The sequence below is a fragment of the Kribbella sp. NPDC050820 genome (assembly GCF_040653975.1).
Classification (GTDB): Bacteria; Actinomycetota; Actinomycetes; order Propionibacteriales; family Kribbellaceae; genus Kribbella.
Genome location: NZ_JBFAHB010000015.1, coordinates 98,089 through 112,692, shown reverse-complemented (window position 1 = coordinate 112,692; position 14,604 = coordinate 98,089). Strand labels below are relative to the sequence as shown.

The 14,604-nt window shown below is 69.7% G+C and carries 15 protein-coding genes; 10 read left to right on the top strand and 5 right to left on the bottom strand.

Translation table 11 applies throughout. The features are described 5' to 3' along the window. Positions 1 to 67: 67 nt before the first annotated feature. The 3 genes from AB0H36_RS16360 (at position 68) to AB0H36_RS16350 (ending at position 2,989) form a co-directional block, all read left to right on the top strand. The gene (locus tag AB0H36_RS16360; protein WP_360522889.1) at positions 68 to 955 is read left to right on the top strand and encodes a BadF/BadG/BcrA/BcrD ATPase family protein; all 888 of its coding nucleotides are present in this window, start codon (positions 68 to 70) and stop codon (positions 953 to 955) included. Beyond that, positions 952 to 1,641 (top strand): N-acetylmannosamine-6-phosphate 2-epimerase, encoded by a 690-nt coding sequence (locus tag AB0H36_RS16355; protein ID WP_360522886.1) that lies wholly within the window; start codon positions 952 to 954, stop codon positions 1,639 to 1,641. Before AB0H36_RS16360 ends, AB0H36_RS16355 begins: the two co-directional genes overlap by 4 nt. A 103-nt stretch (positions 1,642 to 1,744) precedes the next feature. Then, positions 1,745 to 2,989 (top strand): hypothetical protein, encoded by a 1,245-nt coding sequence (locus AB0H36_RS16350; protein ID WP_360522883.1) that lies wholly within the window; start codon positions 1,745 to 1,747, stop codon positions 2,987 to 2,989. Positions 2,990 to 3,388: 399 nt separating this feature from the next. On the opposite strand, the gene AB0H36_RS16345 is transcribed toward AB0H36_RS16350, so the two are convergent. Together AB0H36_RS16345 and AB0H36_RS16340 are read right to left on the bottom strand one after the other, a co-directional pair. Next, positions 3,389 to 5,005, bottom strand: coding sequence for a molybdopterin-dependent oxidoreductase (locus AB0H36_RS16345; protein ID WP_360522880.1), 1,617 nt, complete (start codon positions 5,003 to 5,005; stop codon positions 3,389 to 3,391). A 76-nt stretch (positions 5,006 to 5,081) separates the two neighbouring features. After that, a complete protein-coding gene (locus tag AB0H36_RS16340; RefSeq protein WP_360522877.1) occupies positions 5,082 to 5,648 on the bottom strand; it encodes a MarR family transcriptional regulator in 567 nt (188 codons plus the stop codon). Positions 5,649 to 5,831: 183 nt separating this feature from the next. Between AB0H36_RS16340 and AB0H36_RS16335 the strand changes: the two genes are divergently transcribed. From AB0H36_RS16335 to AB0H36_RS16325, 3 genes are all read left to right on the top strand, one after another. Continuing rightward, on the top strand, positions 5,832 to 6,632 hold the full coding sequence (locus AB0H36_RS16335; protein ID WP_360522874.1) for a hypothetical protein: 801 nt from the start codon (positions 5,832 to 5,834) through the stop codon (positions 6,630 to 6,632). Next, positions 6,632 to 7,921 carry a hypothetical protein gene (locus AB0H36_RS16330; RefSeq protein ID WP_360522871.1) on the top strand — a complete coding sequence of 430 codons (1,290 nt, stop codon included), beginning with the start codon at positions 6,632 to 6,634 and terminating at the stop codon, positions 7,919 to 7,921. Before AB0H36_RS16335 ends, AB0H36_RS16330 begins: the two co-directional genes overlap by 1 nt. A 156-nt stretch (positions 7,922 to 8,077) precedes the next feature. Next, positions 8,078 to 8,863 carry a metallophosphoesterase family protein gene (locus tag AB0H36_RS16325; RefSeq protein ID WP_360522868.1) on the top strand — a complete coding sequence of 262 codons (786 nt, stop codon included), beginning with the start codon at positions 8,078 to 8,080 and terminating at the stop codon, positions 8,861 to 8,863. Positions 8,864 to 8,946: 83 nt separating this feature from the next. Here AB0H36_RS16325 and AB0H36_RS16320 read toward each other — a convergent pair whose 3' ends face one another. Continuing rightward, positions 8,947 to 9,591, bottom strand: a complete 645-nt coding sequence (locus AB0H36_RS16320) for a GNAT family N-acetyltransferase (protein ID WP_360522865.1) — start codon at positions 9,589 to 9,591, stop codon at positions 8,947 to 8,949. Positions 9,592 to 9,632: 41 nt separating this feature from the next. Here AB0H36_RS16320 and AB0H36_RS16315 point away from each other — a divergent pair, with 41 nt between their 5' ends. From AB0H36_RS16315 to AB0H36_RS16305, 3 genes are all read left to right on the top strand, one after another. Further along, positions 9,633 to 10,583, top strand: a complete 951-nt coding sequence (locus tag AB0H36_RS16315) for a hydroxymethylglutaryl-CoA lyase (RefSeq protein ID WP_360522862.1) — start codon at positions 9,633 to 9,635, stop codon at positions 10,581 to 10,583. A 110-nt stretch (positions 10,584 to 10,693) separates the two neighbouring features. Beyond that, positions 10,694 to 11,809, top strand: coding sequence for a hypothetical protein (locus AB0H36_RS16310; protein WP_360522859.1), 1,116 nt, complete (start codon positions 10,694 to 10,696; stop codon positions 11,807 to 11,809). Continuing rightward, positions 11,806 to 12,297, top strand: coding sequence for a DUF1269 domain-containing protein (locus tag AB0H36_RS16305; protein WP_360522856.1), 492 nt, complete (start codon positions 11,806 to 11,808; stop codon positions 12,295 to 12,297). Before AB0H36_RS16310 ends, AB0H36_RS16305 begins: the two co-directional genes overlap by 4 nt. 11 nt (positions 12,298 to 12,308) lie before the next feature. On the opposite strand, the gene AB0H36_RS16300 is transcribed toward AB0H36_RS16305, so the two are convergent. Further along, a complete protein-coding gene (locus tag AB0H36_RS16300; RefSeq protein ID WP_360522853.1) occupies positions 12,309 to 13,004 on the bottom strand; it encodes an EcsC family protein in 696 nt (231 codons plus the stop codon). A 140-nt stretch (positions 13,005 to 13,144) separates the two neighbouring features. Here AB0H36_RS16300 and aat point away from each other — a divergent pair, with 140 nt between their 5' ends. After that, complete coding sequence (gene aat / locus AB0H36_RS16295) at positions 13,145 to 13,810, top strand: leucyl/phenylalanyl-tRNA--protein transferase (RefSeq protein WP_360522850.1); 666 nt, start codon at positions 13,145 to 13,147, stop codon at positions 13,808 to 13,810. Here aat and AB0H36_RS16290 read toward each other — a convergent pair. Further along, on the bottom strand, positions 13,803 to 14,495 hold the full coding sequence (locus tag AB0H36_RS16290; RefSeq protein WP_360522847.1) for a TetR/AcrR family transcriptional regulator: 693 nt from the start codon (positions 14,493 to 14,495) through the stop codon (positions 13,803 to 13,805). The two genes, aat and AB0H36_RS16290, sit on opposite strands and share 8 nt — an antisense overlap. Between the last annotated feature and the right edge of the window lie 109 nt (positions 14,496 to 14,604).

Here is a 14,604-nt window from a genome sequence, read left to right as displayed (position 1 = left end):
GTCCTTTACCTGGGCGCCCGGTTCGCGCCAGAGTAGGGCGCGAGGACAGGCCAAGAGGAAGACCGGTATGACGAGCGTTGCCATCGACGGTGGGCAGTCCGCCCTCAGACTGCGAGTGCTCCCCACCGGGCAGGTCGGCACCGGCCCGGGCTACGTGCACGGACCGGACAGCATCCCGCGGTTGCTGGAGGCAATTCGGACCGCCGCAGCCGCTGCAGACCTTGCTGGACCTGTCGAGGTCGTCGCACTCGGGCTGACCGGGTTCCCGCCCGTCCGCGAGGTCGCACAGGAGCTTGCTGCGCAGGTAGCCGAGCTGCTGGACGCCGGTGAGGTGCGGCTGACGCAGGACATGGTGACCGCGCATGCAGGCGCTCTGGCGGACGGGTACGGCGTAGTGGTTGCTGCCGGCACCGGACTGGTCTGTCTCGCCGTCGACCGGGACGGCTCCTGGCACAAGGTGGACGGCCACGGGTACCTGTTCGGCGACGCCGGGAGCGCCTTCGCAATCGGTCGCGCCGGGCTGGTCGCCGTACAGCGGGCTCGGGACGGTCGTGGACCGGCCACGAAGCTCGCGGACACCACACTGGATCCGGTGACGCTCTACAAGTCCGCCACTCTGGTGGACGACGTCGCCCGGTTCGCTCCGGAGGTACTGCGTTGTGCCGCCGAAGGTGATCCGGTCGCGACGGACCTCGTCGTACTGGCCGCACGGGACATCGCAGAGACGATCGACGCGGCCGTCGCAACGCTCGCGGGACGGGATGAAGTCCCAGTGGCGTGCGTAGGCGGCCTGTTCGCCGGTGCGGGCGACCAGCTGCTCGGTCCGGTCCGCGCAGCCGTGCCCGGCCGGGTGCAGCTCGTCCCGGCCGCCGGCACGTCCCTCGACGGCGCCGAGCGCCTGGCGGCCAGCCCGCCCGGCCCGTACGCCGACCTGATCATCACCCACCGCTCGTGAGGGCGCTGCCGCCCGGCAGCCTGGTGGTGTCGTGCCAGTCCATCCCGGGAGACCCGTTCGACTCCGCGGAGCTGATGGCCCTGATGGCGCGAGCCGCCGAGTTGGGCGGCGCGGCTGCGATCCGCGCCAACGGTCCCGAGCACATCGCCGCGATCCGGGCCGTCACGACGCTGCCGATCATCGGCATCCACAAGGTCGGCGACCCGTCGGGCGTGTTCATCACCCCGACGTTCGAAGCAGCTGCGGGAGTCGTGGCAGCCGGCGCCGACCTGATCGCGCTGGATGCGACCCTCCGACCGCGGCCGGACGGCCGGTCGCTGAGCAATCAGATCGGCCGCATCCACACCGAGCTGGGTGTACCAATCCTGGCCGACGTGGACACCTTCGGCGCAGGCGTCGCTGCCCGCGCAGCCGGCGCCGACCTGGTCGCGACCACCCTGTCCGGCTACACCGACGGCAGTACGCCGACCGGACCGGACGTCGACCTGGTCCGGCGACTTGCCGCCGCGGTGGATTGCCCCGTGGTCGCCGAGGGCAGGATCAGGACGCCCGAAGACGTTCGCGCCGTCTTCGACGCCGGTGCGCACGCCGTCGTCGTCGGCTCCGCAATCACCAACCCCACCCACATCACCGCCCACCTGGCGAGCGCCTTACCGCCGAAGTGGTCTACTCGACCTCACCCGTGACCGCTCGATCCTGGAGACGCCCCTCGATTCCGTCGGCCCTTGCGAGCTATCTTGACTGGACCGGAAAGTTTTCACCGGCACGACCGTTGGAGCGTGTAAGTAAGTGAGCAGACTCCTCCTGGCCGCGACCTCTCTGGACGTCACGCCACCGCCCGGCCACCGCCTGGACGGATACGCGGCCCGCACTGCCACCGCGACCGGCACCGCGGACCCGCTGCGTGCCACCCTGATCTGGCTCAGTACGGCGGACGACCCCGGCGTGCTCTGGCTGAGTCTCGACGCCATCGCCGTCGGCAGGGACCTCGTCGCCGAGCTGTCCGCCGCGGCCGCGTCCGCGGCCGGCATCCCGGCCACGCGCGTCGTGGTGTCCGCGTCGCACACGCATTCCGGACCGTCGGGCTGGACCGGTGAGATCCACCCGGTCATACCGGCCGAGCGCGAGCCCGCTCTGTACCAGCCGCTGGTCGCAGCAGTCGCCAATGCATCGCTGCCCCGCCAGCCGGTCACCGCGTCGTGGCGTTCGGTCGAGGTGATCGGCGTCGGGGCGAACCGGCACCGCAAGAACGGCCCGCACGACAACACCGCGGGAGTGCTGGCTCTGCACTCGCTGGAGGGATCGCTGGAGGCGTTGCTGCTCGACTTCGCCTGCCACCCGACCACGTACGGCCCAGAGAACCTGCAGTGGTCCGCCGATTGGCCGGGAGCTGCCCGGGCAGCGCTTGCTCCTGCGGTAGTCGGCTATCTGCAGGGGGCTGCGGGCGATGTCAGTCCACGGTTCACGCGGCGGGGTCGCGGCGCCGAGGAGGTCGCGCGGTTGGGCGGTCTGCTCGCTGCACGCGTCCGTGAGGCGCTGGCCGGCCCTGGGCTGGAGCTACCGCAGTCGGCGCCGGCCATCCGCCGTACGACGATCGACCTGCCGGTCCGGCACGTGCCGCCGGCCGAGGAGGCGGCAGTCACCGTCGCGGCGGCCGAGAGTGCGGTCCGCGGTGGCGCCGACCATCCGTCGATGCGGATCGCGCAGACGCGGCTGGATGGCGCACGCGGCCAAGCGCTGATGGCTGCGGCATCGTTGCCAGAGTCGCTGGAGCTGCCGATCAGCGTGGTGACGTTGGGCGAGGTGTGCTGGGCCAACCTGCCGGTCGAGCTGTTCGCCCTGCACGGCGCCTGCCTGCAGGCCGACAGCACCCACCCGATCACTCGCGTCGTCGGCTACACCGACGGCTACTACGGCTACATCGTCGACCCCTCCGCCGCCGAGTCCGGCGCCTACGAAGCCCTCATCACCTTCTTCGACCAACGCGCCACCAACCACCTCCTCACCGAAACCGCGGCCTTCATCAACGCCTAGAGCGCTAGCTCGGGTTGGAGCTTCTTGGCGGGCCAGACCCGTTGGTGGCGGGCGGCCAGGGTGGACGCCGTACTCGGGCTGCTCGACGAGGCTGCGCCGGACCAGCGGCGGTGGCACCTCATCTCCACGGAGTTCACGTTGCACGCGCTGCGCAGCCCGGAGGCCGCGCGGGCGCTGAACGAGCAGCGGGAGATGTTCCGGTCGCGGCTGACTCAACTGGTCGAGGAGATCGCCGAGACCAACGGGCTGGAGTTCAGCGTGCCGGCCGAGCAGTTTCGTCCGGATGGTGATGGCGCTGCACGAGAGTGCCCGGTCACAGAGCCTGCTGGAGCCTCGCAAGGTTCCGGCCGGGTCGCTGGAGCACACGTTCCTGCCGATGGTCCTCGAGGCCGTGACGCGTTAGCCGACCTTCACGTCCACGGTGTGCAGGCCGGTCGAGCCGTTCGGCGCCGGCGGTGCGGACGCCTCGATCTGCGGGTTGCCCTTGGCGTCGAACGCCCGTACCTGCAGGACGTGGTTGCCGCGCGGCGCGTCCCAGGTCCAGTGCCACTGCCGCCAGGTGTCGATCGACGCGTCCGCCGCCAGCGTCGCTTGTTGCCAAGGGCCCCCATCGACGCGGACCTCGACCTTCGACACCCCGACGTGCTGGTCCCACGCCACCCCGGCCACGGTGACCTGACCCGGTTCCGCCTTCGACCGCGGCACGTCGATCCGCGACGACAACTTGATCGGCCCGAGCTCCGACCACCCGCGCGGCGTCCAGTACGCCTCGAACCGGTCGAACCGGGTCACCTCGATATCCGTCAGCCACTTGGTCGCCGACACATACCCGTACAACCCGGGTACGACGATCCGCACCGGGAACCCGTGCTCCACCGGCAACGGCTCACCGTTCATCGCGAACGCGAGCATCGACTGCCGGTCGTCGAGCAGGGTGCTGAGCGGCGTACCGGCGGTGAACCCGTCCTTCGACGTCGACTGGATCGCGTCCGCGTCTTTGGCCGGCCCCGCCTCCTGCAGCAGGTCCTTGAGGAGTACGCCGGACCACAGCGCATTGCCGATCAGGTCGCCGCCGACCTCGTTGCTGACGCACGTGAGGGTGACCCACTTGTGCACGACCTCGCGCTTCAGCAGGTCGTCGAACGTCAGGTTCAGCTCGCGATCGACCATGCCGTGGATGCGCAGCTTCCAGTCCGCCGGCAGGATCTGCGGCACCGAGAGGGCGGTGTCGATGCGGTAGAAATCCGCGTTCGAGGTCACCCAGGACGTCGCGCCGTCGGCCTGGACACCGGCGGGAGCGTCCACAGTGGGTGGCTTCGGCAGGTTGAGGCCCTCGCGGGCTTCGGCGACGGCGGCGCGGTTGCCGCCGAGGACTCGTCCGAGCGCAGCGATTGCAGCTGAGCCGATCGCCACGCCGGCCGACAGCTGCAGGAAGCCGCGGCGGCTGACGCTGTCGTCGGGTGCATCGAGCAGTGGCTCAAGTCGCCGGGAGAACAGTCTGAGGACGAACAAGGCGGTGACACCGGCGACCACGGACGGCACGAATCCGGTCTGCCCGCTGTCCGGCCTGGTCGCGGCCGCGATCACAGCCAGTCCGACCAGTACGACGACCACGGTCGCGCCGACCCAGTAGCGCCGTACTGCGAGGACGCCTCCCAGTGCGGCGAGGACCAGCAGGACGATCAGGATGCCGACTTGGAGCGCGGTCTTGTCGTTGGTCCCGAACCACGCGATCGCGAGGTCCTTCAGCCACGGCGGCACCCTGTCGATGAACGCGGACCCGATCGCCACTACCGGCGTCAGCTGAGTGCCGAGCAACCCGGCGACCACGCTCCCTGCCGCCAAGCCGGCCAGGGCGGCAAGCACTCCGCCGACCGCGCCCCGCCACCAGCTCTCGCCCCGGCTGCTGTCCCCGCCCGCGCGCTTGCCGGGGTCAACGCCGTAGGGCTGTCCGACAGCGTCGTACCCGCGAGCTTCGGTTCGGCTGCGCGTGGTCCCCTGGTCGCCTTGGTTCACCTCTCAACGATTACGCGGCGGGGCGCTCGACACCAGTCGAGCGCCCCATCCGTTAGTCGCGGGTAATGCAAGGTGTTCAGTTGTCGGTTGTGCGGATCCGGTCGGGAGTGATCGGCCCCAGGTTCGGCCGTCCGTTCGGCCAGCGGCGAGCGTTGTCGCGGACCCGGCGAAGCTTGCCGAGCACGACCTCCCGCTCGTCGGACAGCTGCGACATCCACAGGCTGTCGATCTCCAGGAGGTGGTCCGGCAGTGCTTCGCGCAGCCGCCGCTTCCCCTCCTCGGTGAGGACCGCGAACGAACCGCGGGCATCGTCGGGACAGGGCTCCCGGCGTACCAGACCGAGGTTCTCGGCGCGGTCGACCAGCCGGGTGATGCCGCCGGTGGTGACGGTCAGCTCCCGGGCGAGGGACGTGAGACGCTGCTTCTCACCGTGGCTGCGGGCGAGCCGCAGCAACAGTTCGAACATTGCCATTTGCAGACCACTGCGCTTGAGGGAATGGCGCATCAGGTGATCGAGCTCGGCCGCTGCTTCACGCAGCAGGCCGTACGCGGTGATCACGTCGCTTTCCCAGGGTTCGACGGCACGAGTGGGTTCTGCATCGGCGAGCGCTAGGGGCGAGCAAAGCGAAGGCGCGATGGTCATGCGCGGACTCTATTAGCTGACTAGGTCACTTCGCTACACGGGGTGACCCTTCGGCTACAGATCGACCCACAACCGTAAGGATACGTAGCGTAACCCCGGTGCCTGTGGATAACTTCCGCGGCGGTCGGCCGATTTTTGCCAGCCTTGGTCCGCGAGGTTCTCACCACCGGATCGGGGAGTGCGATGAACGAGAAATCACCCTACGGCCGCGGCTTCATCGCCGCCTGCATCGTCGTCGCCGCAGTCCTCCTCTGCGGCGCCCTCCTCCTGATCTCGGGCCCCCGCAGTACGGCGAACCCCGCGACCGCAAGCAATCCGGTCCAGTCCACCCCGGCCGCATCCACCGCCGACAGCTCGACCCAACCCGGCACCGAGACTCCGGCCCAGCCTGGCGCCAGCACTCCGGCCCAGCCTGGCGCTAGCACTCCGGCGCCGGCGCATCCCGGCTCCGGCTGCGCGCTGCCCGCCGGCGACCAGGCCATTCCCCTCAAACCGCCGGCCGTCGACGGGTGGGATGTCAGCCGCCGCGTCGTCGTACCTCGATCGACTGCGGCCGGTCCGGTCAAGACCGACCCCGACGGCTTCCGCCGGTGCTTCGCCCACTCCCCGACCGGCGCCGTCTTCGCGGCCTACAACGTCGTCGCAGCCCTCGCCGACCAGCGCCAATCCATCCCCACGGTCCGCAAACTCATGCTCCCCGGCCCCAACACCCAAGCGCTGATCCGCGAGCTCAGCACCGAGCGGCCGCCCGCCAATCCGAACGTCAGCCAACCAGCCGGCTACCGGGTCCTCGACGCCGACCAGGACCGCGCCACGATCATGCTCGCGCTCCCCGTCGAGTCGGCGTACATGAGCATCACTCTCACCCTCGTCTGGCACGACGACGACTGGCGCCTCCAACCACCCCCACCCGGCGATCCCGTAGGCATCCCGTTCGCCCAGCACCAGAACCTCTCCGATTTCGTCGCCTGGACCGGTATCTGATGTGCGGACCCACGGACGTCACCTGCCACGTCACCGGCGGCTTCGAGGCTGCGACCAACAACGCCCTCAAACAGGTGAGCGAGAGCATCGGCGACGCCGCGATGGAGGGGATCCACGCCATCGCGACGTTCTGGATCAAGGAGCCCAGCCCGACGCTGGTGGTCGGCGCCGGTGACGGGTCGCCGCAGAACAGTGCGATGGTCGACTTCCTGCAGGGCAACGTCCTGTGGATCTCGGCGGCCGTCTTCACCGTCGCCGTACTGATCGCCGGCATGCGGCTCGCCTGGGAACAGCGCGCCCAACCGCTCCAGGACCTGCTGAAGGCGATGCTGACCTTCGTCGCGGTGAGTGCCGCGGGTACGGCGACCATGCAGCTGCTCGTCGAGTGGTCGGACGAAGTGTCCCTCGCCATCATCCGGTCGGCGCATCCGGACGAGTCCACCCTGTCGAGCGCTCTCGGCGCGCTGGTGATGCAGGGAAGCCTTGGAATGATGAGCGGCGACCACGCCGCGAGCCTCATCATGATGTTCGCCGGCGTGGCAGTGATCATGGCTGCGCTGATCCAGGTCGTGCTGATGGTCATCCGTTCGGCGATGCTGATCCTGCTGGCCGGGACGTTCCCGCTGGCCGCTGCGGCGACGAACACGGAGCTGGGGCGGACCTGGTTCAAGAAGTACTGCGGCTGGGCCTTGGCCTTCATCGCGTACAAGCCGGCTGCTGCCCTGATCTACGCCGCCGCGATGAAGATGAACGAGCTCGGTGTGGGCCAGTCCGCCAACAGCTTCGTGCAGACCACGACCGGTCTGATGATGTTGTTCCTGGCCATCTTCGCGTTGCCCGCCCTACTCCGGTTCATGGTCCCGGTGACGGCCGCGGTTGCCGGCGGGAGCGCTGGCATGGGCAGCTCGGTGGCAGACCCGGGTGGCGCGGCCACCGGCGCCATCAACGTCGGCCGGTCGTTCATGGGCCGCGGCTCCGGCGGTTCTGGCGGCTCCGGTGGTGGTTCGGGCGGTGGCTCGGGTGGTGGAGCGTCGGGTGCCGTCGGTGTTGGTGCCGCGGCCAGCGCCGGACTGGTTGCCGCCGGAGCTGCCGTCAACGGCGCACGCAAGGTCGCCGGCGGGGTCGCCGGCGCCGCGGCCCATTCAGCCGGCGAGTCAGGAGGCGGCTCCGTGACCCCAACCGCATCCGTCGGCCCGATAGCCCGCCGCCCCCCACGCCAGTCCACCCCCAAATCCACCACCGCCCATCAACGCACCCCCGAACCCACCGGCCCAACCGGCAGCCGCTAACCGAACCCCCACCCGGTCCCGGTCCCACCCGGTCCCGGTCCCACCCGGTCCCGGCCCCAGCCCGTCCCGTCCCCACCTCACCCTTCCCGGGTTCGCCGGAACCACCAGCGGGTGGTGGGAAACCTGTTGTCGGTGGGAGATGAAAGCATGGCGGGTATGGGGTTGGAACGGATTGCGTTGATCTCGGACGTGCACGGGAATCTGACCGCGCTGGAGGCGGTGCTGGCGGATATCGCGGGGCGGGGGATCGAGCGGATCTTCAACCTGGGCGACTACGTCGGGAAGGGGCCGCGCGGCCAGGCGGCGGTCGACCTGTGCCGGCAGGTGTGCGAGGTGAACATCCTCGGCAACTGGGACGACTTCCTGCCGGACCCGGACCGCGAGCACGACAGCGACGCCCTGCGCTGGTGGAAGAAGGAGCTCCGCGAGGACCAGTTGGCGTGGTTGCGCGGGCTCCCGTTCTGCCACGACTTCCTGTTCAGCGGGCGGCAGATCCGGCTGTTCCACGCGTCGTCGACGAGCGTGCACCGGCGGGTGCGGTTCGACCACGACGAAGCGGAGTACCTCGGCATGTTCGAGAACACCGAGGCCACCGGCGACGGCCCGATCCCGACCGTCGTCGGGTACGCCGACACCCACGATCCGTTCTACGAGGTCGACCTCGGCCGCACCCTGTTCAACATCGGCTCGGTCGGCAACAGCCTGAACGACCCGACCCCGGTGTACGTCATCCTCGAAGGCGTCCCGGACACCCGCGATCCGGCCCCGTTCTCGATCCAGTTCGTCCGGGTCCCGTACGACGCCCGCGGCGAGCTCGAGATCGCCCGCCGGCTCGGCATGCCGCAGCTCGACGGCTACGAGGCCGAGATCATCCACGGCCTCTACCGCGGCAACCACTACGCCGGCGAACCGCACACCTACCACCGCCGAGTTCGGGGCTAGAGGCAACTATCCCCAGGTTTTCCACAACTGTGGAAGTTGTTCCCGCAGCCACCGGCGAACTAGATGCCGGAAGCAACGAGCTTTCAGCGGACCAGCAGAGCTTCGGAGCCGACCGGCTTGTAACCGGCCGCGAGGAAGGTGCGGAGAGAAGCCGCGTTGCCCGGGGTCACCTGGGCCCAGATGTGCGCGTCCACTGGGATCAGCGCCCGGGCGGCCCGCGCCAGCCGACGCCCGTGCCCCTTCCCCCGATCACCTTCGGGGACTTCGATCGCACACTCGATCCGACCCGCCAGACCGCGGCCCGTCAGCACCAGTCCGCCGTACGCGTCGCCGTACACCCGGACGTCGTCCCGATACCGCCAAGCCCGCTCGACGCGCGGGTGGGCGTGGTCGGTGAGCTCCGTCAGACCCTCGACGGCCACAGAGCGGTCGGTGGGGTCGGTCAGCGCCGGCGCCAGCAGCATCCCGTCGATCGCGTTGACCCGGCGGCCGGTCGCTTCCTCGAGCGCGGACAGGAACGGCGGGTTGGTCGGCGCCGCCAGATCGCCCGGCGGGATCCGATCGGCCACCCAGGCCGGGTCGACGTCCGCGGCGATCACGATGTGCCCGGTGAAGGCGACCACGGCGGCTTCGCGCGGCGAGGGCGCCGGTACGACGGTGATGCCGAGGTCCGGGGTGGGGAAGACGCCGCGTTCGATGCCGCGCAGAATGTCAGCCAGAGATGTCATCACGAGCCATTGTGGAGGAGACCCCTCCCCAGGCTCGATCCATGGACGCGACGGAGGCGACACACATGCGGAAGCCGCAACTGGTGCGAGCGGACGGACTGCCCGACCGGGTGACGATCTACGAGGTCGGCCCGCGGGACGGACTGCAGAACGAGTCGGCGATCGTCGACGTCGCGGTCAAGGCCGAGTTCATCCGCCGGCTGGTCGACGCCGGCCTGACCACGGTCGAGACGACCAGCTTCGTGCACCCGAAGTGGGTCCCGCAGCTCGCCGACGCCGCCGAGCTCCTGGAGTCGTTGGACCTGCCGGACGCCGTACGGGCGCCGGTCCTGGTGCCGAACGAACGCGGCCTCGACCGCGCGCTGGCCGCGGGCGTCCGGGAGATCGCGATCTTCGCGAGTGCGACCGAGACGTTCGCCGCGAAGAACCTGAACTCGACGCTGGACGAGCAGTTCGCGATGTTCACGCCGACGGTGCAGCGGGCGCTGGCCGAAGGGCTCTCGGTGCGCGGGTACGTGTCGATGTGTTACGGCGACCCGTGGGAGGGCGACGTACCGATCGACCAGGTGGTGAAGGTCGGCGCGCGGCTGATCGACCTCGGCTGCCACGAGCTCTCCCTCGGCGACACGATCGGGGTCGCGACTCCCGGCCAGGTGAGCGCGCTGCTCGCCGCCTTCGCCGCAGCCGGCGTCGGCGTGGACAAGCTCGCCGTCCACTTCCACGACACCTACGGCCAGGCGCTCGCCAACACCCTCACCGCCCTCCGCGAAGGCGTCACCACCGTCGACAGCTCCGCCGGCGGCCTCGGCGGCTGCCCGTACGCCGAAAGCGCCACCGGCAACCTCGCCACCGAAGACCTCCTCTGGCAACTGGACGGCCTGGGCATCCACACCGGCGTAGACCTGCAAAAGCTGGTCGCCACCAGCACCTGGATGTCCGCCCAACTAGGCAAGCCGTCCCCCAGCCGAGCCGTCCAAGCCCTGGCTGGCTGACCCCCACCCCTCGCCTGCTGTCCTTCCGCTTCGAGTCTATCGGCGAGAGCCGTAACCGACCTGAAGTTATCCACAGACCTGGGGTGCGGGTGTGGGCTACGGTCGGGGAGATGGGCGGGGGTTCTATGGGCGCTGACGTGGTTTTTTGGGCGGTGGTGCTGGCGCGGTTCGGGTTGCCGTTGTTGATTCCGCGGTATCCGTTGCCCGCCATCGTGGGGTGTCTGGTGCTCGACGGGGTCGACCAGACGATCTTCCAGGCGTTCGGGTACGACCCGCCGTTCTACCAGAGCTACGACAAGGCGATGGACGTCTTCTACCTGTCGGTGGCGTACCTGGCGAGCCTGCGGAACTGGACCAGTCAGGCGGCGGTCGGCATCAGCCGGTTCCTGTTCTTCTTCCGGCAGGTCGGCGTGGTCGCGTTCGAGCTGACCGGTCTGCGGGCCCTGCTGCTGCTGTTCCCGAACACGTTCGAGTACTTCTTCATCGCCTACGAGGCGATCCGGTCCCGGTGGAATCCGGCGAAGTTCGGGTTCCGGTTCTGGGCGCTGGTCGCCGGCGGCATCTGGGTGTTCGTCAAGCTGCCGCAGGAGTACTGGATCCACATCGCGCAACTGGACGTCACCGACCTGATCGCGGACACGAGCTGGTTCGGTCCGTTGCTGCTGGTCGCCGTACTCGGGCTGGTCGCGGTGCTGCTCCTGGTCGTCCGCCCGCGGTTGCCGCAGCCCGACTGGACCTGGAAGCTCGAGGCCGACCCGCTGCCGACCGCGATCGACGAGGCCAGCGAGCGTGCCGCGTTCCAGGCCGCGCACCGCAAGGTCTTCGACTGGGAGGCCGTGGAGAAGATCTTCCTGATCGGGCTGATCAGTGTGATCTTCGGCAACGTGCTGCCGGCCGTGCAGGCGAGCAGCATGGAGATCTTCATCAGCATCGCGATCTTCGCGGTGATCAACTCCGCGCTCGGGCTGTGGTCGGCCCGGCGGGGCCGGTCGTGGGAGTCCGCGACGATGTCGTTCGCGGTCGTGTTCGCGACGAACGTCGTACTGGTCACGATCGGCGACCTGGTGCTGGGCCGGGACGACGAGGGCCTGCCGCTGGTCACCACGCTGTTCTTCATCTTCCTGTTCAGCATCCTGACGATGCTCTACGACCGCTACCGCCCGATCAACGACTACCGCGTCCAGGCCGCGGTGACCGCTCGACAACCGGAGGGAGAGGAACCATGACCGACCTGATCGTCCTCGGATTCCCGAGCCGTGACCTCGCCGAGGAGGCCCGGCAGCGGCTCACCGAGCTGGAGGCGACCGAGGCCCTCGAGCTCAGCGGCCTCGCGGTCGCCTGCCGCCACGAGGACGGCGAGGTCGAGCTCGTCCAGCCGCTCCGGCTGACCGCCACCGGAGCCGTCGCCGGCGCGGCCGGCGGTGGGCTGATCGGTCTGATGCTGCTCGTCCCACTGCTCTCGGCCGCGGTGGGCGCCGCAGCGGGTGCAGTCGGCGGCACAGTGTCGGCAGGCATCCTCAACGCACAGTTCGTCCGCGGCCTCCGGCAGACCCTCGAGCCCGGCCGCGCGGCCCTGCTCCTGGTCGTCCGGAACGTGGTCGACGGCGACAAGGCGATCGACCAGCTCAAACCCCTGTCACCGCAGGTCCTCCGCACCACCTGGTCCGACGAGCAGGAGCGCCGACTCATCGCCGCCCTCTCGGACCACTCCTGAACCAGGCGGTGTCAGGGCTCGATCGGGCGGCGGATGCGGCGGACCAGGCTCTTGTCGGCGTACTCGGCGATTCGCCACGTCGCGAACCCGTCGACACCGGCCCCGACCGCGCCACCGAGCAGCGGGATCCGGCGGGTCACGGTGAGCGCCATCCGCTTGCCGCTGATCCGGGCGATCAGCTCGGCGACCACCTCACCCGCGACCTGGCGGTCCAGCTCCGGGTCGAACACCGGCGCGGTCGCGATCGCCAGCGGGGACGTCGGCAGGCTCGACTTCTTCAGCCGGTCCAGTACGCCGTCCTCGCCGAGCATGCACGTGATCACCGCCGTACGAACCCGCGGATCGTCCAGGTCGTACCCGCGCAGGTGCGCGATCGCGGCCACCATCCGGGCCTGCACGATCGCCAGGCCGGTCAGGTTGGCGGGTAGCGCGACCGGGAGGGTGACGAGCCCGCCGATGCTGGTGACGAACCCCTGGAACCCGGCCAGCCGGATGTGCTGGTCGATCACCGCGTCGATCGCCAGTTGCGCGTCACCGCCGGTCCTGGACAGTTTCGCGTCGGCGATCGCCTCGGCGCCCGGGAACCGTTGGTACCCGTCGATCGCGACCTCGAGGATCTGGCGCAGCACACCCGCCGCTGCCTGAGGTGCGAATCGCTGCGCGGCGGGCGCGAGACTGCTGGCGACGAACCTGGCTACTCCGGCCACGGTGCTCCTTCCCGCCCTCCCCGCGTCCGAGTCCTGGGCGTGCTTCAACTCTACGTGCCCTCACGACTCCCGCCACTCGGGAGAAACCCCCGGTGTCCCCCGACCCCGCGGCGGGTGCGCGGGTGGTCCAGGATTGGGGTGTGCCTGTCGAGCCTGCTGCTTCTGTGTGGGACTTTCCGCCGGTGGCGGTTGCCGGGGCGAGTGACATCGTCGCCGGTGGGGCGGATCTGCAGCCGGGGACCGTGCTGGCGGCGTACCGGCGGGGGCTGTTCCCGATGCCGGACCACCGCGGATCGCTGCTGTGGTGGTCGCCGGTCGACCGCGGCGTGATCGAGGTCGCGGGTTACCGGCCGTCACGGTCGGTACGGCGGGCGCGGAACAAGTTCGAGATCAGGGTGAACACCGCCTTCGACCAGGTCATCCGCGCGTGCGCCGACCCGCGCCGGCCCGGGTCCTGGATCGACCGCGGGATCATCGCGTCGTACACCGAGCTGCACCGTCTCGGCTGGGTGCACTCGGTCGAGGCGTGGGACGGCGACGAGCTGGCCGGCGGCCTGTACGGCGTCGCGATCGGCGGACTGTTCGCCGGCGAGTCGATGTTCCACCACAAGACCGACGGCTCGAAGGCAGCTGTGGCCGGCCTGATCGAGCTGCTCGACGACGAGTACGCCGACCAGCGGGTGCTCGACATCCAGTGGGTCACCGACCACCTGGCGACGCTCGGAGCCGTCTCCATCCCCCGCGAGACCTACGTCCGCCGAGTGTCGGCCGCCGTGCACCTGCCGCTTCCGAAGGCCTTCAGCTGAGGCCGACGAACGCGGCCATCTGCCGCGTCGTCGAGTCGAAGAACGCGTCCGCCGGATCCATCGACCCGACCAGTTGACCGAACAGCTCGAAGCTGATCATCCCGAACAGCTGCGTCCACACGATCACCGTCCGCACCAGCACCGGCGGCGGAACCCCAGGCGCCAACGCCACCAGCACCTGCACCTGCTCCGCCAGTACGCCGTCCGGCTCCGGAGCATCCCCTGGTACGACGAGCTGCCCGTCGGCCTGGGCGCGGTCGAGCAGGCCGAGCAGGAGGATCGGGACCCGGCTGGCCGGCTGCACTGTCGTCTGCGGCGCCTGGTACCCGCTAATCGGCGACCCGTAGATCAGCGCGTACTCGTGCGGATTGGCCCGCGCCCAGTCCCGGACCGCTGCGCAGACCGCGAGCCAGGCGTCGAGCGGCCGGTCGTAGTCCGGTTCGACCGCGGCCTCGGCTGCCTCGCCGAGGGCGTCGTACGCGTCGATGATCAGCGCGGTCAGCAGGTCGTCCCGGCTCGGGAAGTAGCGGTAGATCGCGGACGACACCATGCCGAGCTCACGCGAGATGGCGCGCAGCGACAGGTCGGCGGCGCCGTCGGTCGCCAGCTGCCGGCGGGCGATCGTCTTGATCTCCTCGGTCAGCTCGGCCCTGGCTCTCTCACGTGCGGTGCGTCCGGCGTTCATGACAGCAGTCTGCCACAAAACCGAGAGCACTGCTCTTGACAGTGAGCACTGCTTTCGTGTTCACTGATCACAACAGAGAGCACCGCTCTCGCAAACCAGGAGAGGTACG